The 21272-nt window shown below is 68.8% G+C and carries 19 protein-coding genes; 14 read left to right on the forward strand and 5 right to left on the reverse strand.

What is annotated here, in order from left to right; genetic code table 11:
• Positions 1–17 precede the first annotated feature (17 nt).
• The 4 genes from clpB (at position 18) to FB381_RS03435 (ending at position 5474) form a co-directional block, all read left to right on the forward strand.
• A complete protein-coding gene (clpB, locus tag FB381_RS03420) occupies positions 18–2609 on the forward strand; it encodes an ATP-dependent chaperone ClpB (protein WP_141778987.1) in 2592 nt (863 codons plus the stop codon).
• Positions 2610–2737: 128 nt separating this feature from the next.
• Positions 2738–3319 (forward strand): chloramphenicol phosphotransferase CPT family protein, encoded by a 582-nt coding sequence (locus tag FB381_RS03425; protein ID WP_141778988.1) that lies wholly within the window; start codon positions 2738–2740, stop codon positions 3317–3319.
• Positions 3320–3556: 237 nt separating this feature from the next.
• The gene (locus tag FB381_RS03430) at positions 3557–4663 is read left to right on the forward strand and encodes a hypothetical protein (protein ID WP_141778989.1); all 1107 of its coding nucleotides are present in this window, start codon (positions 3557–3559) and stop codon (positions 4661–4663) included.
• Between the two features lie 100 nt (positions 4664–4763).
• Positions 4764–5474: a DUF4064 domain-containing protein gene (locus FB381_RS03435; RefSeq protein ID WP_141778990.1), complete on the forward strand. Its 711-nt coding sequence runs from the start codon at positions 4764–4766 to the stop codon at positions 5472–5474.
• Here FB381_RS03435 and FB381_RS03440 read toward each other — a convergent pair.
• Complete coding sequence (locus tag FB381_RS03440; RefSeq protein ID WP_141778991.1) at positions 5471–6148, reverse strand: DedA family protein; 678 nt, start codon at positions 6146–6148, stop codon at positions 5471–5473. The two genes, FB381_RS03435 and FB381_RS03440, sit on opposite strands and share 4 nt — an antisense overlap.
• A 71-nt stretch (positions 6149–6219) precedes the next feature.
• On the reverse strand, positions 6220–6756 hold the full coding sequence (gene pyrE, locus FB381_RS03445) for an orotate phosphoribosyltransferase (RefSeq protein WP_141778992.1): 537 nt from the start codon (positions 6754–6756) through the stop codon (positions 6220–6222).
• A gap of 19 nt (positions 6757–6775) precedes the next feature.
• Between pyrE and FB381_RS03450 the strand changes: the two genes are divergently transcribed.
• Positions 6776–7975, forward strand: a complete 1200-nt coding sequence (locus FB381_RS03450; protein WP_141778993.1) for an aminotransferase class I/II-fold pyridoxal phosphate-dependent enzyme — start codon at positions 6776–6778, stop codon at positions 7973–7975.
• Between the two features lie 18 nt (positions 7976–7993).
• Here FB381_RS03450 and FB381_RS03455 read toward each other — a convergent pair whose 3' ends face one another.
• A complete protein-coding gene (locus tag FB381_RS03455) occupies positions 7994–8677 on the reverse strand; it encodes a DedA family protein (protein ID WP_246087942.1) in 684 nt (227 codons plus the stop codon).
• A gap of 104 nt (positions 8678–8781) precedes the next feature.
• Between FB381_RS03455 and FB381_RS03460 the strand changes: the two genes are divergently transcribed.
• On the forward strand, positions 8782–9471 hold the full coding sequence (locus FB381_RS03460; protein ID WP_211352315.1) for a TrmH family RNA methyltransferase: 690 nt from the start codon (positions 8782–8784) through the stop codon (positions 9469–9471).
• 126 nt (positions 9472–9597) lie between these two features.
• Here the strand turns inward: FB381_RS03460 and FB381_RS03465 are convergent, their stop codons facing one another.
• Positions 9598–10161 carry a dihydrofolate reductase family protein gene (locus FB381_RS03465; RefSeq protein WP_141778994.1) on the reverse strand — a complete coding sequence of 188 codons (564 nt, stop codon included), beginning with the start codon at positions 10159–10161 and terminating at the stop codon, positions 9598–9600.
• Between the two features lie 228 nt (positions 10162–10389).
• Here FB381_RS03465 and fbaA point away from each other — a divergent pair, with 228 nt between their 5' ends.
• From fbaA to FB381_RS03485, 4 genes are all read left to right on the forward strand, one after another.
• Positions 10390–11412 carry a class II fructose-bisphosphate aldolase gene (fbaA, locus tag FB381_RS03470; protein ID WP_141778995.1) on the forward strand — a complete coding sequence of 341 codons (1023 nt, stop codon included), beginning with the start codon at positions 10390–10392 and terminating at the stop codon, positions 11410–11412.
• A gap of 263 nt (positions 11413–11675) precedes the next feature.
• Positions 11676–13376, forward strand: coding sequence for a fibronectin type III domain-containing protein (locus tag FB381_RS03475; RefSeq protein WP_141778996.1), 1701 nt, complete (start codon positions 11676–11678; stop codon positions 13374–13376).
• A 397-nt stretch (positions 13377–13773) separates the two neighbouring features.
• Positions 13774–14496 (forward strand): FadR/GntR family transcriptional regulator, encoded by a 723-nt coding sequence (locus FB381_RS03480; RefSeq protein WP_246088296.1) that lies wholly within the window; start codon positions 13774–13776, stop codon positions 14494–14496.
• A 43-nt stretch (positions 14497–14539) separates the two neighbouring features.
• The gene (locus FB381_RS03485; RefSeq protein WP_141778997.1) at positions 14540–15199 is read left to right on the forward strand and encodes a cache domain-containing protein; all 660 of its coding nucleotides are present in this window, start codon (positions 14540–14542) and stop codon (positions 15197–15199) included.
• 3 nt (positions 15200–15202) lie between these two features.
• Here the strand turns inward: FB381_RS03485 and FB381_RS03490 are convergent, their stop codons facing one another.
• Entirely contained in the window at positions 15203–16681 is a 1479-nt protein-coding gene (locus FB381_RS03490) for a DHA2 family efflux MFS transporter permease subunit (protein WP_141778998.1), read from the reverse strand.
• A 46-nt stretch (positions 16682–16727) separates the two neighbouring features.
• Here FB381_RS03490 and FB381_RS03495 point away from each other — a divergent pair, with 46 nt between their 5' ends.
• The 4 genes from FB381_RS03495 to FB381_RS03510 all read left to right on the forward strand — a co-directional run bounded on the left by FB381_RS03495 (position 16728) and on the right by FB381_RS03510 (position 21269).
• The gene (locus FB381_RS03495; protein WP_141778999.1) at positions 16728–17141 is read left to right on the forward strand and encodes a DUF3151 domain-containing protein; all 414 of its coding nucleotides are present in this window, start codon (positions 16728–16730) and stop codon (positions 17139–17141) included.
• 92 nt (positions 17142–17233) lie between these two features.
• Positions 17234–18730: a lysine--tRNA ligase gene (lysS, locus tag FB381_RS03500; protein ID WP_246088297.1), complete on the forward strand. Its 1497-nt coding sequence runs from the start codon at positions 17234–17236 to the stop codon at positions 18728–18730.
• A gap of 23 nt (positions 18731–18753) precedes the next feature.
• Positions 18754–19734 carry a helix-turn-helix transcriptional regulator gene (locus FB381_RS03505; RefSeq protein ID WP_141779001.1) on the forward strand — a complete coding sequence of 327 codons (981 nt, stop codon included), beginning with the start codon at positions 18754–18756 and terminating at the stop codon, positions 19732–19734.
• Between the two features lie 236 nt (positions 19735–19970).
• Positions 19971–21269, forward strand: a complete 1299-nt coding sequence (locus tag FB381_RS03510) for an adenylosuccinate synthase (protein ID WP_141779002.1) — start codon at positions 19971–19973, stop codon at positions 21267–21269.
• Positions 21270–21272 lie beyond the last annotated feature (3 nt).

A 21272-nucleotide genomic window follows, 5' to 3' on the forward strand; every position in this document is an offset into this window, starting at 1 on the left:
GAGGAGTGCAGACACAGATGAGCCAGTTTTCGGCCGACAAGTTCACCACCAAGGCCCGTGAGGCGATCGAGGCCGCCCAGCTGTCCGCCACCACGGCGGGCAACACCACCACGGAGCCGATCCATCTGCTCGTCGCGCTGCTGCAGCAGGACGAGGGCACCGCGAGGTCGATGGTCAACAAGTCGGGCGTCGACGCCGACGAGGTGCTCCGGCTCGCGACCGCCGAGCTCGACGGTCTCCCGCGGGCCAGCGGGTCCACGGTGCAGCAGCCCGCCGCCTCCGGTGGGCTGACCCGGGTGCTGGCCGGCGCGATCACGCTGGCCACGTCGTTGAAGGACGACTACGCCGCCACCGAGCACCTGCTCATCTCGCTCGCGACCGTCGAGTCGTCGGCGCAGAAGGTGCTCAAGGACGTCGGGCTCACCGAGAAGGGCATGCGTGAGTCGCTGAAGGCCGTGCGCGGCAACCGCCGGGTGACGTCGCAGGATGCCGAGGACTCCTACGAGGCGCTCGAGAAGTACTCCCAGGACCTCACCGATGCCGCCGAGCGCGGCAAGCTCGACCCGGTGATCGGGCGCGACTCCGAGATCCGCCGGGTCGTCCAGGTGCTGTCGCGGCGTACGAAGAACAACCCGGTGCTCATCGGTGAGCCCGGTGTCGGCAAGACGGCGGTCGTCGAAGGGCTCGCGCAGCGGATCATCGCGGGCGACGTACCCGACTCGCTGAAGGGCCGTCGTGTGCTCTCGCTCGACCTGGCGGCGATGGTCGCCGGGGCGCAGTATCGCGGGCAGTTCGAGGAGCGGCTCAAGGCCGTGCTGGAGGAGATCAAGGCCGCCGAGGGGCAGGTCATCACCTTCATCGACGAGCTGCACACCGTCGTCGGCGCGGGCGCCGGTGGCGACTCCGCGATGGACGCCGGCAACATGCTCAAGCCGATGCTCGCGCGCGGTGAGCTGCATATGATCGGCGCGACCACGCTCGACGAATACCGCGAGCGGATCGAGAAGGATCCGGCCCTGGAGCGTCGCTTCCAGCAGGTCTTCGTGGGCGAGCCGTCGGTGGAGGACACCGTGCAGATCCTGCGCGGGATCCAGGAGAAGTACGAGGCCCACCACGGCGTGCGTATCACCGACGCCGCGCTGGTGGCTGCCGCCTCGCTCTCCGACCGCTACATCACCGGGCGGCAGCTTCCCGACAAGGCGATCGACCTCATCGACGAGGCCGCGTCGCGGCTGCGGATGGAGATCGAGTCGTCTCCGGAGGAGATCGACCAGCTCCGGCGCGCCGTCGACCGGTTGAAGATGGAGGAGTTCGCGCTCTCCAAGGAGTCCGACGACGCCTCGCTGGAGCGCCACGCCGCGCTGCGCAAGGAGCTCGCCGACAAGGAGGAGTCGTTGCGCGGGCTCGAGGCTCGCTGGGAGCGGGAGAAGGCCTCGCTCGAGGGCGAAGGTGCTTTGCGCAAGCAGCTCGACGCGCTGCGCAGCGAGGCCGAGAGGCTGCAGCGTGAGGGGTCGTTGGGCGAGGCGTCCGAGATCCTCTACGGCAAGATCCCGGTGCTCGAGGAGCAGATCGCCGCGGCGGCTGCTGCCGAGGACGAGGTCACCGACCGGCTGGTCGGTGAGGAGGTCGCGGCCCAGCAGATCGCCGAGGTGGTCGAGGCGTGGACCGGCATCCCGACCGGCAAGATGCTCCAGGGCGAGCAGGCCAAGCTGCTCGAGATGGAGGCCGAGATCGGGCAGCGGCTGATCGGCCAGCGCTCCGCGGTGACCGCGGTCGCTGACGCCGTACGCCGCTCGCGTGCGGGCATCGCCGACCCCAACCGGCCCACCGGTTCGTTCCTGTTCCTGGGACCGACGGGCACGGGCAAGACCGAGCTGGCCAAGTCGCTGGCCGACTTCCTCTTCGACGACGAGCGCGCGATCGTGCGTATCGACATGTCGGAGTACGCCGAGAAGCACTCGGTCGCTCGTCTGGTCGGAGCGCCTCCGGGCTACGTCGGCTACGACGAGGGCGGTCAGCTGACCGAGGCCGTGCGACGTCGCCCCTACTCGGTGGTGCTGCTCGACGAGGTCGAGAAGGCACACCCCGAGGTCTTCGACATCCTGCTCCAGGTGCTCGACGACGGTCGCCTGACCGACGGCCAGGGTCGCACCGTCGACTTCCGCAACACGCTCCTCATCCTCACCTCCAACCTCGGTTCCAACTTCCTGGTCGACCCGGTGATGGAGGAGCACGAGAAGCACGAGTCGGTGATGGCGGTGGTGCGGGCCTCGTTCAAGCCCGAGTTCCTCAACCGTCTCGACGAGGTGGTCATGTTCGACGCGCTGTCGTTGACCGACCTCACCAGGATCGTCGACATCCAGCTCGGCCTCCTGGAGAAGCGTCTGGCCGTACGCCGCATCTCGATCTCCGTCACGCCCGCCGCGCGGGAGTGGCTGGCCGAGGCAGGCTACGACCCGGCGTACGGTGCCCGGCCGCTGCGCCGCCTCATCCAGTCCGCCATCGGCGACCCGCTCGCCCGGATGCTCATCGGCGGCGAGGTCACCGACGGCGGCGAGGTCCACGTCGACCGCGACCCCTCCGGCGACGGCCTCACCCTCGAGGTCTGACCCACCACCCATCCCCTGCCGAGGAGTCACCCCCGCAGGCCGAGAAGTCACTCCTGCAGGTCGAGTGGGCATCCAGGTGCCCACTCGACCTGCGAACGTGACTTCTCGGCGGTCGATAATCTCCTCATATGCGGCGAGGACGGATCATCCTGCTCAACGGGGCATCGAGCTCGGGCAAGAGCAGCATCGGACGCGAGCTGCTGCCACTTCTCGACGACCCGTGGTTCCTGATGCCGGTCGACGAGATCAGCGGCATGCGATCGACCGTGCACGCGCGTGATCTCGACGATGCCCAGATCGCGCAGATGCTGCGGCGCACCCGGCTCGGCTATCACCGAGCGGTCGCGGCCATGGCCTCGGTCGGCAACGACGTGATCATGGACTATCCGCTCAGCGAGTCCTGGCGTATCGACGACCTCGTCGAGGTGCTCGAGGGGTTCGACGTCACTCTCGTCGAGGTCTGGTGCTCACCCGAGGAGCTCGAGCGGCGCGAGACGGCACGCGGAGACCGCCCCTCCGGCCTGGCCCGCTCGCAGAACCTCGTCTACACCCATGCGTACGACCTCCGCGTCGACACCACCGCCACCCCTCCCGCCGCCTGCGCACACACGATCGCCGAAGCCCTGCAGACCCCCACGATCCCCAGGACTCCGAAGGCCTTCGACCGCCTCCGATCCCACGCCGAGAAGTCACTCCTGCAGGCCGAGTAGTGACGGGCGACGGTCGAGAGGTCACGTCTGCAGGCCGAGAGGTCACTTCTGCAGGTCGAGGAGTCACCCGCGTGACTACTCGACCTGCAGAAGCGACTCCTCGACGTACGGCGGTGACGTCTCGGCCTGCAGACGTGACTCTTCGGCCTGCAGGAGTGACTTCTCGACGGGCGGGGTGGGGGTTGTCGACGGGTGGGGGTGAGGGGAGTTGGGGCGGATGAGAAAATGGTTCCCGACATGTCTGAAACAAAGGTTCCCCGCCCAGGTCAGGCCACCCTCGCCGGGTGGCTCATCGTGCTCGGTTCGCTGCTTACGGTGGTGGCGGCCTGGGACCAGATCTCGGGGCTGCGCAGCCTCGACACCCGGGAGCGGGTGGAGAAGGTGCTCTCCGAGCCCCCGCTGGCAGGCTCGGGGATCGGTCTCGACAGCATCCTCGACTTCATGCACGTGGCGGCGCTGGTCACCGGGGCGTTCGCGGCGGCGGCGGTGATCCTCGGGTGGCACGTGCTGCAGCGCAGCAAGCAGGCACGGCTCGCGCTCACCATCATCGCGGCGCCGCTCTTCTTCGGCGGCATGTTCGGCGGCGGCTTCTGGTCGACGTTGGCAGCGGTCGCCGTCATCCTGCTGTGGATGTCGCCCACCCGCGACTGGTTCGACGGAGTCTCACCGACCAAGCGTGAGGCCGAGGGCGGGGGAGACCCGGACCAGAAGACGTACGTCCCGCCGGCTCCGCCGCAGGCCACCGACCCGAGCACCGGGTCGGCCCCCGACTCGACCACTGACTCGACTTCCGACTCGACTCCTGGCACGGTTCGCCTCTCGGAGCGGCAGCCGCCGCCGTGGGCCGGCCCGATGGTTCACGCGAAGACCACGAGCAGCACGCGCCGACCGGGCGCGGTGATGGCCGCGGCGGCGCTGACCTGGATCGGGTCCGGGGTCACCGCGCTGATGATGATCGCCTCGGCGGTCACCGCGACCGCCAACCCCGATCTGATCCTCGAGCAGGTGCGCAAGCAGGCGGAGAGCGACGCGGCCACGCGCGAGATGGCCAAGCTCTACACGACCGACATCATCATCGCCTCGGCCTGGTCGATGGCGATCCTGGTGACGCTGGTGTGCGTCGCGGCGGCAGTCTTCGCCGTCCTTGCGCTCCGCCGCTACGCGTGGGCGCGGATCGCGCTGATGATCACCGCCGGGCTCGCGGCACTCGCGCTGCTCCTCTTCGCGCTGGCCTTCCCGCCCGCCGTCGCCATCTCCCTCGCCGCGGTCGCGACCTTCTCGTTCCTGCTGCGTCCGGAGACGGCTGCCTGGTTCCGCAGCCGCGGCGACGACGCCACCCGGTAAGTCCCGACCGGTAAGCCCCGACCGATAAGCCCCGACCGGACAAAGACCCGACCCGATATACAGCAGCCGGTGAGACCACCGGCCGGATAGGCTCCGCGGCATGTCAGATCAGTACGGCTCCTTCGACAACCCCTACGGCGGAAAGCCGCCGTTCGAGGGTCAGGAGCCGCCTGTGCAACAGCCCGTCCCGCCTCCGCCCCCGACGCCGTACGCCCCGAACCAGCCGCAGGGGTGGGGTCAGGTCCCGCCGGGCTACGGTCAGGCGCCCCCGGGGTACGGCCAGGTGCCTCCGGGCTACGCCCAGCCCCAACCGGGATACGGCCAGCCCCCGGCGTACCTTCCCTATTACCCGCCGAAGCAGGTCGATCCCGACGCCCGTCCGGGCACGGTGACCGCGGCCGCGGTGATGACGATCGTGGGCGCCGTGATCTCGTTGTTGATCTCGCTGTTCATGGTCCCGGCAGGCATCGCCGACTACAACGACCCGTCGTCCTCCGACAAGGGCGTCACCCTGACGATGGTGATCTGGTTCGTCGTGTGCGGCGTGCTGAGCCTGGCCGCGATCCCGCTCGGGATCATCGTGCTGTTCCGCTCGAAGGTCGCTCGGATCCTGCTCACCGTCATCGGCTCGATCGCCGCGCTGCTCTCGATCTTCGTGGTGCTCTACCCGGCGCTGATCATCACCGCGCTGGTGATGTTGTACGCCGGCAGAGCAGGCGCCTGGTTCGCCCGGCGTGCGCCGGGCGACCCCTGGCAGCAACCGGTCGTGGCGCCGCCGGGCACGACGCCGCCGACCCACCAGCGTTACTAGCCGACGAGCGAGTCGTCCTTGGCGCCGTTCTTGCGGCCCCGCACCATCTTGTAGACCCGCACGGCGATCCAGGCGACGACGGCGACCGCGACGACGACGATGACGATGTTCTGGAAGCGGCCGACGATGGGCTCGACCTTCTCCCAGTTGTCGCCGAGCTGGTAGCCGGCGACGACGAAGATGGTGTTCCAGATCGCGGAGCCGATGGTGGTGAGGACGAGGAACTTCCAGATCGGCATCCGGGTGACGCCGGCGGGCACGGAGATCAGGGAGCGGAAGATCGGGATGAAGCGGCCGAAGAAGACCGTCCAGGCGCCGTACTTCTCGAAGAACGCCTCGGTCTTCTCCAGGTCGGAGGTCTTGACCAGCGGCAGTTTCTCGCCCACCCAGTAGACGCGGTCGCGCCCGATGAGCGCGCCGACGAGGTAGAGCGCGAGCGCACCGACGACGGAGCCGAGCGTGGTCCAGATCAGCGCTTCGGCGATCGTGAAACGGCCCTGGGCGGCGGTGAATCCGGCCAGCGGCAGGATGATCTCGGAGGGCAGCGGCGGGAAGAGGTTCTCCAGCGCGATGCCGAGGCCGGCGCCGACCGGGCCGAGCTTGTCCATCAGGTCGACGGCCCAGCCGGCGACGCCGGTGAGCTCCTCGGTCTGGGTGGCGGCGGTGAGGATCATGATGCTCGCTTCTCGGGATCAGGGGTGTCGGTGGCCGGGCGGCCGAAGCCTAGCGACCCAACATGAAGGATCTATGAAGCGGTGTTGACCGCGTCCAGGTCCGCCCGGGTCAGCACCGACCGGACCTCCAGCGAGACGTCACGCAGCGACTCCCCGGGCTCCGGCGACCGGTCGATCGCACACACGACGGTGTCGACGATCGCACCGAGCGGACGCAACGCGTTGACGGCGTCGCGCACCGCACCGCCGGAGGTGATCACGTCCTCGATCAGCGTCACCTTCTTCCCGGAGAAGGAAGGGCCCTCGGCGAGCTTGGCGGTGCCGTACTCCTTGGCCTTCTTGCGGATGAAGATCGCCGGGATACCGGTCTTGGCCGACACCATCGTCACGATCGGGATGCCGCCGAGCTCGAGGCCGCCGAGGAGTTCGGTGCCTTCGGGCAGCAGCTCGACGATGCGAGCAGCGACCCGCTCGAGGAGCTCGGGGGAGGCCTCGAAGAGGTATTTGTCGAAGTAGGTGTCGCTGACCTGCCCCGAGCGGAGCGTGAACTCCCCGTGGAGGCGGCAGGTGGCGTCGATGTCGGCGGCGAGGGCGGCGTCGGTTGTCACGGGCCATAGCCTAAGTCCCATGAGCGAGGGCGAGGTACCGACCATCGGCAGTACGACCGCGCGACGACTCCAGGGCATCCCGCCGACGATCTTCGCCGAGATGTCGGCCCTGGCCGTGGCCACGGGCGCGGTCAACCTCGGCCAGGGCTTCCCCGACGTGGACGGCCCGGCCGAGATCATCAAGGAGGCCGTCGCCGCGTTGGAGAGCGGGCGCAACCAGTACGCGCCCGGCCCGGGCGTCCCGGCGCTGCGCGAGGCCGTCGCGGCCCACCAGCGACGCCACTACGGCCTCGCCTTCGACCCCGCCCGTGAGGTCGCTGTCACCACCGGCGCCACCGAGGGCATCGCCGCCGCCATCCTCGCCCTGGTCGACCCGGGCGACGAGGTGATCCTCGTCGAGCCCTACTACGACAGCTACCCGGCGATGGTGCAGTTCGCCGGCGGCGTACGTCGCCCGGTGACCCTCAGTCTCGACGCCTCCGCGCCGGGCGGGAGGCTGCCGCGCGAGGCGCTCGAGGCGGCCGTCTCGGCGAAGACCAAGCTCCTCATGCTCAACACCCCGCACAACCCGACCGGCACCGTGCTCACCCGCGACGAGCTGGAGACCGTCGCCGCCTTCGCGCGCGACCACGACCTGACGGTGGTCTCCGACGAGGTCTACGAGCACCTCACCTTCGACGCCATGGCGCACATCCCGATCGCGACCCTCGACGGGATGCGCGAGCGCACCCTGACCCTGTCGAGCATCGGCAAGTCGTTCTCCTTCACCGGTTGGAAGGTCGGCTGGGCCACCGGCCCCGAGCGTCTCGTGCAGGCGCTGCTGGCGGCCAAGCAGTGGATGACGTTCACCTCCGGTGCGCCGCTGCAGCCTGCGGCTGCGTACGCCCTCGATCATCTCGACGGCTGGCCGAAGGAGCTCGCCCACGATCTGCAGGGGCGCCGCGACCTGCTCTGCGCCGGGCTGCGTGAGATCGGCCTCGACGTGACGATCCCGGAGGGCACCTACTTCGCCGTCTCCGACGTCGAGGAGCTGGGCTGGGCCGACTCGCTGGAGTTCTGCCGGGCGCTGCCCGAGCGGGCCGGGGTCGTGGCCGTGCCGCTCCAGGGCTTCTATGACACGGATGCCGGGAAACACCTGGTCAGGTGGACCTTCACCAAGCAGCGCGACGTGATCGAGGAGGCGTTGGAGCGACTCTCGAACGGGCGGCTCGCCCGCTAGTGATCAGCTAGTGATCAGCTAGTGATCAGCAGGGTCGCGGTCCACGGGAGCCGAAGCGGTCTCGCCGCGGTCGGCGGTGGCCGCGGCCGAGCCGTGCCGCCGACGCCACCACTCCACCATCGCCGGCACGAAAGCGAGCGCGAAGAGCAGCAGCACCAGATAGTCGATGTTGTCGGCCAACCATGGCCAGCGTGATCCCACGAAGAAGCCGAACAGGGTCACGCTGAGCACCCACATCACGCCACCGACGAGGCTCCAGAAGTAGAACCGCCGCCGGTCCATCCGGGTGACCCCGGCGACCACGGTGACATAGGTGCGTACGAACGCGACGAACCTGCCGATGACCAGCGCCTTGTTGCCGTGCTTGTCGAAGAACGTGCGGGTCTGGTCGATGTGTCGTCGCTTGATGAAGCGGTTGTCGCTCCGATAGAGCCCCGGCCCGATCCTGCGGCCGATCTCGTAGCCGGTGACGTTGCCGGCGAAGGCGGCCGCCAGGAAGAAGAGCATCGCGATCACGATCTCGACGCCGGGCGGGCCAGGGAAGATGTCGATCTTGTCGGTCGCGATGAAGACACCGAGCGCGACCAGCAGGCTGTCACCGGGCAGGAACGGGAAGAAGAGACCGCACTCGATGAAGATGATGAACAGGCTGATCCAGAAGAGCGGCTCGCCGAAAGTGGCCAGCAGAAAGTCTGGGCTCATCCATTCGAGGCCGGCCAGCATCGGCGCCGAAACGCCCGCACCCATCACACCGCCCACGGTACCCATAGGTAACAACTCTTGTTGTCGAATAACCTGTCCAGTCGATGAACCAGACACCGCCGCCCGAGGGCGATCCCAGAGCTCCGTACGACCCGATGCCCCACGGGCAGCCCGAGGTCGGGCTCGGCCCGTGGGAGGGGGAGTGGCCCGACGGCGAGCAGTGGGACCCGGAGCTGCTGGCCGCCGGTGACCGCCGCAACGTGGTCGATCGTTACCGTTACTGGAGGCTCGAGGCGATCGTCGCCGACCTCGACCAGCGCCGCCACACCTTCCACGTCGCGATCGAGAACTGGCAGCACGACTTCAACATCGGCACCATCGTCCGCACCGCCAACGCCTTCCTCGCCGCCGAGGTGCACATCGTCGGCAACCGTCGCTGGAACCGTCGCGGCGCGATGGTCACCGACCGTTACCAGCACGTGCACCACCACCCCGACGTGCCCGCGCTCGCCGCCTACCTGCACGAACGAGACGTACGCCTCCTCGGCATCGACAACCTGCCGGGATCGCTCCACCTGGAGACGATGGCGCTGCCGGAGAAGGTCTGCTTCCTCTTCGGCCAGGAGGGCCCGGGGCTCTCCGAGCAGGCCCGCGACAGCGTCGACGGCACCTTCTCGATCGCCCAGTTCGGCTCGACGCGCTCGATCAACGCCTCCGCCGCGGCCGCGATCGCGATGCACTCCTGGATCGTCCAGCATGCCGATCTCTCCGCCGAGGAGGCATGGCGCGGCTGACGAGCGAGCCGGTTCGGTACAGGTGTTACGCCCGTCAGGCTGATCCGCTAAAGTTAACCGCGGGTCGCCCGGACGTCGCGCTCTTCTCGAGCGTGTGGCCTCGGGGCCGGGCGGCAGCGGGGGCGGTCAGCGCCTCTGGATCCGATAGCGGATCTTCACCTGCTCGCCGCTCTGCGAGACGTCGATGACCTGCATCCGCTCGCTGGTGATGCGCCGGGGGAGAAGCGGCGCGCCCGCTCCGAGAGTGACCGGGCAGATCCCCGCCACCACCTCGTCGAGCAGCCCGGCGTCGTCGAACTGACCGACCAGGTCGCCGCCGCCCACCAGCCAGATCCCGCCGTCGACGGCCGCCGCGATCTCGTCGTAGACGGGCTTCACCTCGCCCTGCACGAAGTGCACCTGCGTGCCCTGGACCTCCGGCAGGTCGGTCGCGTGCGTGAACACCCACACCGGCCGCTCGTCGTAGAACTCCCGCCACTGCTCCGGTCCGGTCAGCATCTCCGGGTGGCGGTCGATCATCCAGCGGTACGTCGTGCCGCCCATCACCAGCGCCGCCGACTCCGCCATCAGCCGCTCCCACGACGTCTCGTCGTCGCCGTGCGGCGTCTCGAAGAGCCAGTCGAGGGAGCTGTTCTCGTCGGCGATGTAGCCGTCCAGCGATGTCGCGGTGAAGTAGGTGACCTTGGGCATGACGTCGACGCTAGACCTGCCGTGCGGCGTACGCCTGACCGTTCTTGCTCTGTCCGCCGCGGCCCCGACGACCGCCGCGGCCGCCACGAGAGCTGCGCCGGCGCCGGTGACAGATCGGTTGTCCTGGTTGATCGATCCAACCGCGGTCGTTGGGTGGGGTGGCCGGGGGTCGCATTACGCTGGCCACCAGCGCCCCGGTCGATAAACGGATCTCAAGGAGACCCCCAGATGCCCATCGCCACCCCCGAGAAGTACGCCGAGATGCTCGCGACAGCGAAGGAGAAGGGGTTCGCCTTCCCGGCGATCAACGTCTCCTCGTCGCAGACGCTCAACGCGGCGCTGGCCGGCTTCGCGGAGGCCGGCTCGGACGGCATCATCCAGATCTCCACGGGCGGCGCCGAATACCTCTCCGGCCCCACGGTCAAGAACATGGTGACCGGCTCGGTGGCCTTCGCGGCGTACGCGACCGAGGTCGCCAAGTCCTACGACGTCAACATCGCGCTGCACACCGACCACTGCCCCAAGGACAAGCTCGACGGCTTCGTACGTCCCCTCCTCGAGCTCTCCTCCGAGCGCGTCCAGCGCGGCGAGGCGCCGCTGTTCCAGAGCCACATGTGGGACGGGTCGGCGGTGCCGCTGGAGGAGAACCTGGAGATCGCCCAGGAACTGCTCGCGACCGCCAAGGCCGCCCACATCGTGCTCGAGATCGAGGTCGGCGTGGTCGGCGGCGAGGAGGACGGCATCGTCGGGGCGATCGACGACAAGCTCTACTCCACCCCCGGCGATGCCATCGCCACCGCCGAGGCGCTCGGCACCGAGGGCTACCTGACCGCGCTCACCTTCGGCAACGTGCACGGCGTCTACAAGCCGGGCAACGTCAAGCTCCGCCCCTCCATCCTCAAGGACGCGCAGGACGCGGTCGTCTCCAAGCTCGGCCTGGCCGACGGCTCGCGCCCGTTCGACCTCGTCTTCCACGGCGGCTCCGGCTCGAGCGCCGAGGAGATCGCCGAGGCGGTCTCCTACGGCGTGGTGAAGATGAACATCGACACCGACACCCAGTACTCCTTCACCCGCCCCGTCGCCGGCCACATGCTCGCCAACTACGAGGGCGTCCTGAAGGTCGACGGCGAGGTCGGTAACAAGAAGGCGTACGACCCGCGCGCCTGGGGCAAGCTGGCCGAAGCCGGCATGGCCACGCGGGTCGTCGAGGGCGCACAGCACCTCGGTTCGGCGGGCAACACCATCCACTGACGACACGCCGTGGAGGGGCCAATGGTCCCGTTTGGGAAAACGTTGTGAAAACGGCGTAGCAAACACGCCGTTATGTCGTTGTGCGGGTCATAGGTAAAGCGATTCAATGCCCCTCGGGTAGACGTCGACGTGGTTCTTGACCGTCGGTCCGCCCCTTAAGCATTGATCTTGGGAGGGACATCCTCGGTATGGAAACCACTGCACGAAACCGCACAATCGGCGGGATCGTCATAGGCGCGATCATCTTGATCCTGCTGCTCGTCTTGTTCTCTTGTACCGTCAACAGCGACCCGGAGAGCTCGCCGAAGAAGGACCCGACGACCGGGGAGTCCTCGCTCCCCGGCGATCAGGACACGATCGAACCCGAGGACAAGCCGTCCGAGTCGGAATCCGACGACGCCGAGGGCGAGGCCGACGAGGACGACATCGTCCCGGCCGCCAACACCGGTGTCTCGTTCATCCCGGCGGGCAACGTCCCGTCCGGGAGCACCCCGACCTGTGAGCTCGACAAGAGCGCCTGCGAAGACACCCGCCCCCCGGGTGCCGGTGTCGACATCTGCGAGATCCGCCCCGATCTCGACCAGTGCCAGCCGCCGCCCACCACGCCTCCTCCGGGCGACGGTGAGCCCACGACGCCTCCGGGTGATGGCGACGACGACAACGACCTGCCGGTCTGCGACATCCTTCCGGATCTGCCGCTCTGTGACGACGACGGCGACGACCCGGGCCCCGGCGACCCCGGCGAGGATGACGAGACTGCTCCCGAGGCGGTTGTCCTCGACGAGTGCGACGTGCTGACCAACACCGCCGCGAAGATCGACTGGTCCAAGGCGAAGGACAAGAGCGGGATCTCGCACTACACGGTGACCTCGTCCCCGAACGCTGACGACCCGGGCGACACCGAGGAGACCTCGGCGACCTACGGGCACCTCGACGCGGGTCAGACCTACACCTTCACGGTCACGGCGACCGACAACGCGGGCAACGAGTCCGAGGACAGCAACGAGATCGACTGCGTCATGGACGTCACTGCGCCTGAGGTGCCCCAGAACGTGACGGTCGAAAACGGTGACCCGAGCGACAGCACGCTAGACGTCAGCTGGGATGACGCCGAGGACAACGAGGACGGCGTCGATAACGTCACCTACAACCTCTACCGCGACGGCACACGCGTCGGGCCGGTCAACGGCACTTCGTATGAGGACACCGGTCTGAAGGCTGGCACGGAGTACACGTACACCGTCACCGCCGAGGACAGTGCTGGCAACGAGTCCGAGCCTTCTGCCGAGGCTCCGGGGACGACCACCAAGGTCGCTCCGACCGTTCCGCAGAACGTCAAGGTCACCAACCCCTCTCTCGGGGGATTCGATGTGGCCTGGAAGGGTTCGACGGACGAGGACGGCGTGACGCCGGTCAACGAGATCGACTACATCGTCGAGGTTCACGGCGGTCTCCTTGGGGGAATTCTCTGCACCAAGACCGTTACCGGAGAGACGTCCACGTACGTCAACTGCCTGCTGAGCGAAGACGCAACGGTCACGGTGACGGCTCGGGACGGCGACGGCAACGAGTCGGCGCCCAGTGACTCGGCCCCGGTCACCGGCAAGCAGAAGGCTCAGGCCGATAACCCGGCCTTGCGCTCGAACACGCCGGGCAAGGACAAGTCCGAGGCTCCGGCCGAGGACCCGAAGCTGCCCGAGGTCCCGACCGAGGTGCCCTCGGACGAGCCGACCGACGAGAAGTCGCCGCTGCTCCCGCCGTTGGGTGACGTGCTCGGTGGCGACAAGGACTCCGAGGAGCAGGTGAACCCGGAGCCGAGCGAGTCCGAGAGCCCGGCCGAGCGTCCGACGACGGAGGAGCCGGCCGAGGAGAAGAGCGACAAGGACGCTCCTGCTGAGGACGAGGACGGTCTGCTCGACGGCATCGTCGGCGGTCTGACCGCCGCAGTGGCCGCAGTCTTCTAGTCGATCACGCCAAACAGGGCGGGGAGAGCCGAAAGGCTCTCCCCGCCCTGTCGCGTGTGCTGGTGGGCGACGGCAGGGTGACGTTCACCGAGTTACCTCGGTGAGCATCCACGCCAGCCCGACCACCAAAAAGAAACAAACACCCGCAAACCAAAGAGTCGGATGCCCAGCGCCCCCCACAAGCCCTGGACACCCGACGATCTTGGGCGAACGACACAAGCATGCGTCAGCCGTGCGTTCAGAGTAGGCACAGAAACGCCCTTCGATCCAGATAGTTAAGACTCAATTCATCAACTTCCTGATCTGATCTGCCGCTTTACGCTCAGGAGCCGGCTGCGGCGACCGTTCTCAGTCAAATCATATGGAGCCATACATTAGGATTTCGGGCGTGCGTGTGATGACGTCCCGAGCCCGTGCGGCCATCTTCGCCCCGATCGGCGACGAGGGCAGGGCTGCGCGGGTGGAGAGCCGCCTGGCCGAGGCGATCCGTTCGGGCGTGCTCGCTCATGGCGAGCGGCTCCCGAGCGAGCCCGAGCTGGCGCAGATGCTCGGGGTCGCGACGGTCACCGCGCGGGAGGCGTTGGTCGCGCTGCGGGCCAAGGGGCTCGTGGTGACGACGAGGGGGCGTGGCGGCGGCTCGTTCGTGCGAGCCCCGGAGAGCGAGGATCTCGTCGAACACCGGCTCGCCTCGATGTCGCGCATCGAGCTGCGCGACCGGGCGATGTTCTACCTGGTGGTGCTCACCGGATGTGCGGAGATCGCGGCGGAGCGTACGGACCCTGACGAGGTGGAGGACCTGCGTGACCTGCTGATCCCGCTCAACGTCGCCAGCGTGGCCCGCTGGCGCAATGCCGACAGCGAGCTCTACCTGTCGGTGGCCGCGCTGACGCAGTCGGCCAGGATGACGCGCGAGGTGGTGCGTCAGGAGGCCGACTTCGGCGCGTTGCTCAGGATCCCGCTCAACGAGCCGGTCTTCCGGGAGGCGACCGCGGTGAGGCATCAAGAGCTTGTCGAGGCCCTGGCGGCCGGGGATGCGGTGCGGGCTCGGGAGAGCGTACGAGAGCATGTCGCCCACGCCCTCGAGCGCTTGGCCGAGATCCATGACGCGGTGCGACGATGAACGAGCGACGACGAGAGAGAGCGGGCGATACGGAGGTGGTCGCGTGACCGAGACGATGACGGCCCTGGACTGCGTGGCACAGGTCGAGAACCACTTCGGGCCGATCGTGACCGAGCTCGAGCGCGTACGCCGCGAGGTCGGTGCCCTCTTCGAGCAGGGCCCGGTCACCAGCACGTCGCTGCGGACCCGGCTCGAGCCGGGCACGCTGGAGTTCCTGCGCAACCCCGACCTCGTCGGCGGCGGGTTCGTCGTCTCGCCGGGTGCGCTCAGCGACCGTCGCCTCTACCTCGCCTGGTGGCAGGGGGCGGAGCGCGCCTTCCTCGGCGAGGCCGATGCGCCGGCGACCGGGGAGGCGATCGACTACACCCGTCAGCCCTGGTATCGGACCCCGGAGCGCACGGGCGAGCTGACGCTCGTCGGGCCGTACGTCGACTTCGTCTGCACCGACGAATACGTCATGACCGCGACCGTGCCGGTCTACGTCGACGGCCGCATGGTCGGTGTCGCCGGCGCGGACACGCTCGTCGAGACGCTCGAGACGATGCTGCTGCCGGGTCTGCGCGAGGCCGGGGCGACGCTGGTCAACGGACTCGGCAAGGCCGTCGTCTCCGCCGACCCGCAGCTCGCCACCGGCGATCCGCTCAACAGCGCGCGCGACCTGATCCCGTGCCGCGACCTGGCGCTCTCGGTCGCCCTGTCCTAGCGGTCAGCCGTCCGAGCGCTTGGCTAGGTGCCGGGGCGTGGTGAAGAAGAGCGCCGCGACGAACCCGACCGCCAGCGCGGCGGCGGGCAGCAGCATCACGTCGGACATCGCACCGGCGAACTTCGACGCCACCGCAGCGGGGATCGCCGAGCCGGCAGCGGTCTCGTGGCCTCCGGCGAGCGCGCCGCCGAGGCCGTGGGCGTTGAGGTGGAGGTCGATGAGCACCGCGACGGCAGCCGAGCCGATCACCGAACCGACGAGGCGGGTGGCGTTGTAGACGCCCGCCCCGGCGCCGGCCTGCCGCATCGGCAGGTTGCGGGTCGCGGTCGCGGCCAGCGGAGACCACACGGCGGCCGAGCCGAGGCCGAAGACGGCCACCGGCGCGATCAGGGTCCAGATCGCGGAGTCGACGGTCATCGGACGGGTGAGCCAGAAGAGGGAGACGGAGCAGAGGAAGAAGCCCATGCCGGCCAGCAGCCGCGGGTGCATCCGGTCGGTCAGCCTGCCGACGAACGGTGCGGCGACGAACGAGACCAGCGCCATCGGCACCATCAGCATCGAGGCCTCGAGCGCGGTGTAGCCACGCACGAGCTGTGCGTAGAGCATGAGCGGGAAGCCCATCGCGACCGCGGCGAAGCCCATGCAGGAGATCGCCAGGCTGGAGACGGAGAAGTTGCGGTCGGCGAAGATCTGCAGCGGCACGAGCGGCTCGTTGCGGTTGCGCGACTGCCACCAGACGAAGAGCGCCATGATCGCGATGCCGCCGGCGACGAGCAGCCAGGTGAGCGTGTCCCACCCGCGCTTCTCCCCGTTCTGCAGGCCGAAGACGACGCAGAACATCCCGAGCCCGCTGAGCGCGACGCCGAGCCAGTCGAAGGTGTGCTGATGGGTCTCCAGCACCGGCACGAGCCACCAGTTGAGCACGATCGCGATGATGCCGATCGGCACGTTGACGAAGAAGATCCACTCCCAGCCGCCGGCCGCGACCAGCAGCCCACCGGCGAGCGGACCGACCAGGGTGGCCATCCCGGCGGTCGCGCCCCACAGCGCCATCGCCGAGCCGCGTCGATCGGCCGGGAAGATCCGGGTGATGGTCGCCATCGTCTGTGGCGTCATCATCGCCGCCCCGAGGCCCTGCACGGCCCGCGCGGCGACCAGCGACTCGATGTTGTGGGCCAGCCCGCACCACAGCGAGGAGGCGGTGAAGACGGCGAGGCCGGCCAGGTAGACCCACTTGGGTCCGATGCGGTCACCGAGGCGTCCCATGATCAGCACCGGGATGGCGTAGGTCAGCATGTAGGCGCTTGTCACCCACAGCACGGCGTTGGCGCTGGCGCCGAGCTCCGACATGATGTCGGGGGTCGCGACGGTCACGATCGTCATGTCGACCAGCAGCATGAAGAAGCCGATGCACAGCGCGAAGAGCGCCCTCCACGGATGCTCGGTCGCGGGCGCCGACGTCGTCGCGGTGGTCTGGGTCATGCACACAGTCAACACCTCGCTGGGGAGGGCAGGCACAATGGCTCTCATGACGCATCAGGACCTGCTCGCCGGACCGCCTCCCACCCACCTTCCGGCCGACCCGGCCACCGACGACCTGGCCGCCGGCATCGAGCCCGCCGAGGTCGTACGCCGCCACCCCGCCTCGCCCGCGGCCTGGGCCGCGCTGGCCACGGCCGCCAAGGAGTCCGGCGCCGAGGACGTCACCATCTACGCCTTCGCCCGCGTCGGCTACCACCGCTCGCTCGACATGCTGCGCCGCAACGGCTGGAAGGGCCACGGCCCGGTGCCGTGGGAGCACGAGCCCAACCGCGGGTTCCTCACCAGCCTGGCCCTGCTCGCCGCGCAGGCCAAGGCGATCGGTGAGACCGAGGAGTGGGAGCGCTGCAGCGAGTTCCTGCGTGACAGCAGCCCGGCGGCGTACGACGCCCTTCTCGGCTGATCCGGCGAGCCCGGCACAGCATCGATACCGAATCGCGTCGCACCAGCGATCTCGCCTAGCCTTGGGCTGTGACTGAGCAGCCCAACGCCAACGTGACCGCACCGGAGCTCGACGAGCCCAGCTTCGACGAGCAGAGCCTGGTGCGGCGCGAGAAGCGGGAGCGGCTGCTGACCGAGGGGAAGGCGGCGTACGCCATCTCGGTCGGTCGCACGCACACGCTGGCCGAGGTGCGCGAGGCCTACGAGGACAAGCTCGAGTCGGGCGAGGAGACGCAGGACGTCGTCACCGTCGCCGGCCGGGTCATGTTCGTGCGCAACACCGGCAAGCTGGCCTTCGCCACCCTGCAGGAGGGTGTCGGCACCCGCCTCCAGGTGATGCTCTCCCTCGCCGAGGTGGGGGAGGAGTCGCTCGCGGAGTGGAAGAGCCTGGTCGACCTCGGTGACCACGTCGCCGTCACCGGCCGGGTGATCTCCTCGCGTCGCGGCGAGCTCTCGGTGATGGCCTCGAGCTGGGAGATGGCCGGCAAGGCGCTGCGCCCGCTGCCGGTGCTCCACAAGGACCTCTCCGAGGAGGCGCGGGTCCGGCAGCGTTACGCCGACCTGATCGTGCGCCAGGAGGCGCGCGACATGGTGCGCACCCGTGCCTCGATCACCCAGGCGGTGCGCCGCCGCCTCGAGGACGACGGCTACCTCGAGGTCGAGACGCCCGTGCTCCAGCTCATCCACGGCGGCGCCCACGCGCGCCCGTTCAACACCCACATGAACGCCTTCGACCAGCAGATGTCGCTGCGGATCGCGCTCGAGCTCAACCTGAAGAAGGCCGTCGTCGGCGGTGTCGACAAGGTCTACGAGATCGGCCGGATCTTCCGCAACGAGGGCGTCGACTCGACCCACTCGCCGGAGTTCACGATGGTCGAGGCCTACCAGGCCTACGGCGACCAGTTCACCATCGCGGAGATGCTCAAGGGGCTCTTCCTGGCCGCCGCCGACGCGATCGGCACCCGCCAGGTCGAGACACCCGCAGGTGTCATCGACCTCGACGGCGAATGGACGTGGCTGCCGGTCTACCAGGGTGTCTCCGAGGCCGTCGGGGTCGAGGTCACGCCCGACACCGACCTCGACACGCTGCGGGCGCTCGCCGAGAAGCACGACGTCGAGCTCGACCCCGCCTGGGATGCCGGCAAGGTCGTCATGGAACTGTGCGGCGAGCTCGTCGAGCCCCACCTGCTCCAGCCGACCTTCCTGTGCGACTTCCCGGCGATCGCCCAGCCGCTGGCCCGCCTCAACGACGACGAGCCGCGCCAGGTGCTCGCCTGGGACCTGATCATCGGCGGTGTCGAGCGCGGCACCGGGTTCACCGAGCTGATCGACCCGGTCGTGCAGCGCGAGATCCTCACTGCCCAGTCGCTGATGGCAGCCGGCGGCGACCCCGAGGCGATGCAGTTCGACGAGGACTTCCTGCGCGCGCTGGAGTACGGCGCCCCGCCGATGGGCGGCATGGGCTTCGGTCTCGACCGGATGATCATGCTCTTCACCGGTGCCGGCATCCGCGAGACCATCCTCTTCCCGCTGTTGAAGCCCGAGGCCTGATCCCTGGCATTAAGGTGCCAGGCATGGAGATCGGCCAGTCGCAGACGCTGATGACCGCGCTGGGGTTCACCCCCGACGCGGCACAGCTCTACAGTCGTCTCCTCCCGCTCAACGGCTGGCCGTTGGTGGTCGTGGCGGCGACGCTCTCGACCTCGGAGGAGGAGCTGACGCAGGCGGCCGCGCCGCTGAGCGACAACGGCGTGATCTCCGTCGGCGAGACCCTGACCGTGCTCGGGCCGACCGCGGTCGTCGCCCACATGCTGGAGCGCGCCGCGATCAGGGCGCAGGACGCCCACGACCACCTGCTCAAGATCTCGCACTCGGTGCCCTACGTCGCCGGCACCGCGGCCCGCCTGCAGACGACGATCGGTGAGGAGCACCCGATCGACGGCGAGGTGATCGCCACCGAGTTCTCCCCGGAGATCTTCGAGCGGATGGTCGCGGCGACCTCGGGCGACCTGCTGTGGCTACGCCCGACGGTGACCGTGCATCCCTCGGAGATGCGGTTCATCTCGGCGATAGAGTCCACGATCGCCACCGGCCGCCGATGCCGCGGCATCTACCCGCTGGCGGCGCTGAAACAGTCGCCCGACGTGCTGCGGATGCGGGTGGAGGTCGGCGAGGAGATCCGGATCCTGCCGCGCGTCTCCACGCACCTGATGGTGGTCGGCAGCACCCACGCGGTCTTCCCGGATCCGCTCGGCCCGGTCGAGCAGCCGGTCGTCAACGTACGCCAGCGGGCAGTGATCGAGCTGGTCACCAGCTACTTCGAGGAGCTGTGGCGGCGGGCGCTCCCGGCGGCAGAGCTCGACGACCTGCCTGGCGCCGAGCGCCGGCTGCTGCTCGCCGAGCTCGCCAGCGGTGCCCAGGACGAGCAGATCGCCCGGCGGCTCGGGGTGTCGCTGCGTACGGTCCGGCGACGGGTCGCCGAGCTGCTCGAGGACCTCGACGCGACCTCTAGGTTCGAGGCCGGCGCGGAGGCCGCGCGACGGGGCTGGTTGTGAGCCCGGTTGTGAGCCCGGTTGTGAGCCCGGTTGTGAGCCCGGAAACGAGTCCGGTGATGAGCAGAGATGACCCCGCGGCGTACGTCTTGGTAATGTGCTGTCGCAAGAGCTCCGGTGCCTTGCCGGGGCTTCTTGCATTTACCGGAGCCTGAGCCACGCCGGTTCGGGCGAATAAGGTGCGTTGAGCAGCCGCCTCACGGCGGAGGGACTCCGTCCGGAGTGAAGGAGCAACACACATGCCCGCGATCACGATCATCGGTGCCCAGTGGGGCGACGAAGGCAAGGGCAAGGCGACCGACCTGCTCGGTGAGCACGTCGACTACGTCGTGAAGTTCAACGGCGGCAACAACGCCGGCCACACCGTGGTGATCCGCCAGGAGGACGGGACCAGCGAGAAGTACGCCCTCCACCTGCTGCCCAGCGGCATCCTGACCTCCGGCGTGACGCCGGTGATCGGCAACGGCGTGGTCGTCGACCTCGCGGTGCTCTTCGAGGAGCTGAGCGGCCTGGAGGAGCGCGGCGTCGACATCTCCCAGCTGAGGCTCTCGGCCAGTGCCCACGTCATCGCCGACTACAACCGCCAGCTCGACAAGGTCACCGAGCGGTTCCTCGGCTCGCGCAAGATCGGCACCACCGGCCGCGGCATCGGCCCGACCTACGCCGACAAGGTCAACCGCATCGGCATCCGCGTGCAGGACCTCTTCGACGAGTCGATCCTGCGCAGCAAGGTCGAGGGCGCGCTGGAGCTGAAGAACCAACTGCTCACCAAGGTCTACAACCGGCGCGGCTTCACCATCGACGCGATCGTGGAAGACCTGCTCTCCTACGCCGACCGGATCGCACCGATGGTCTGCGACACCGGGCTGCTGCTCAACCAGGCGCTCGACCGCGGCGACACCGTGCTCCTCGAGGGCGGCCAGGCGACCCTGCTCGACGTCGACCACGGCACCTACCCGTTCGTGACCTCCTCCAACGCCACCTCGGGTGGCGCCTGTACGGGCTCCGGGATCCCGCCGACCCGGATCGACCGGGTGGTCGGCATCGTGAAGGCCTACACCACCCGCGTGGGAGAGGGCCCGTTCCCGACCGAGCTCTTCGACGAGTCCGGCGCCTACCTGGCCGAGAACGGCCACGAGTTCGGCACGACCACCGGCCGCCCGCGCCGCTGCGGCTGGTACGACGCGGTCATCGCCCGCTACGCCGCGCGCGTCAACGGTGTCACCGACTTCGTGCTCACCAAGCTCGACGTGCTCGGTGGTCTCGACGAGATCCCGGTGTGCGTGGCCTACGACGTCGACGGCGTCCGCCACGACGAGATGCCCGTCAACCAGTCCGACTTCCACCACGCCACGCCGATCTTCGAGATGCTGCCGGGCTGGAAGGAAGACATCTCGGGCGCCCGCTCGTTCGCCGACCTGCCGGCCAACGCCCAGGCCTACGTGAAGTACGTCGAGGAGATCTCCGGCGCCCCCATGTCGGTCATCGGCGTCGGCCCCGCCCGCGACGAGACGGTCATCATCAACTCGCTGACCTAAGGT

Origin of the sequence: Nocardioides albertanoniae, assembly GCF_006716315.1 — a bacterium.
In the GTDB taxonomy this organism is placed as follows: domain Bacteria; phylum Actinomycetota; class Actinomycetes; order Propionibacteriales; family Nocardioidaceae; genus Nocardioides; species Nocardioides albertanoniae.

What these genes read in the sequence shown, in the direction of transcription:
- FB381_RS03510 (WP_141779002.1), top strand. Translation starts at nt 19,971, where the DNA reads ATGCCCGCGATCACGATCATCGGTGCCCAGTGGGGCGACGAAGGCAAG.
- FB381_RS03495 (WP_141778999.1), top strand. Translation starts at nt 16,728, where the DNA reads ATGACGCATCAGGACCTGCTCGCCGGACCGCCTCCCACCCACCTTCCG.
- FB381_RS03440 (WP_141778991.1), bottom strand. Translation starts at nt 6,148, where the DNA reads ATGATCCTCACCGCCGCCACCCAGACCGAGGAGCTCACCGGCGTCGCC.
- FB381_RS03505 (WP_141779001.1), top strand. Translation starts at nt 18,754, where the DNA reads ATGGAGATCGGCCAGTCGCAGACGCTGATGACCGCGCTGGGGTTCACC.
- FB381_RS03455 (WP_246087942.1), bottom strand. Translation starts at nt 8,677, where the DNA reads ATGAGCCCAGACTTTCTGCTGGCCACTTTCGGCGAGCCGCTCTTCTGG.
- FB381_RS03465 (WP_141778994.1), bottom strand. Translation starts at nt 10,161, where the DNA reads ATGCCCAAGGTCACCTACTTCACCGCGACATCGCTGGACGGCTACATC.
- FB381_RS03490 (WP_141778998.1), bottom strand. Translation starts at nt 16,681, where the DNA reads ATGACCCAGACCACCGCGACGACGTCGGCGCCCGCGACCGAGCATCCG.
- clpB (WP_141778987.1), top strand. Translation starts at nt 18, where the DNA reads ATGAGCCAGTTTTCGGCCGACAAGTTCACCACCAAGGCCCGTGAGGCG.
- FB381_RS03450 (WP_141778993.1), top strand. Translation starts at nt 6,776, where the DNA reads ATGAGCGAGGGCGAGGTACCGACCATCGGCAGTACGACCGCGCGACGA.
- FB381_RS03480 (WP_246088296.1), top strand. Translation starts at nt 13,774, where the DNA reads ATGACGTCCCGAGCCCGTGCGGCCATCTTCGCCCCGATCGGCGACGAG.
- FB381_RS03430 (WP_141778989.1), top strand. Translation starts at nt 3,557, where the DNA reads ATGTCTGAAACAAAGGTTCCCCGCCCAGGTCAGGCCACCCTCGCCGGG.
- FB381_RS03435 (WP_141778990.1), top strand. Translation starts at nt 4,764, where the DNA reads ATGTCAGATCAGTACGGCTCCTTCGACAACCCCTACGGCGGAAAGCCG.
- fbaA (WP_141778995.1), top strand. Translation starts at nt 10,390, where the DNA reads ATGCCCATCGCCACCCCCGAGAAGTACGCCGAGATGCTCGCGACAGCG.
- FB381_RS03425 (WP_141778988.1), top strand. Translation starts at nt 2,738, where the DNA reads ATGCGGCGAGGACGGATCATCCTGCTCAACGGGGCATCGAGCTCGGGC.
- FB381_RS03460 (WP_211352315.1), top strand. Translation starts at nt 8,782, where the DNA reads ATGAACCAGACACCGCCGCCCGAGGGCGATCCCAGAGCTCCGTACGAC.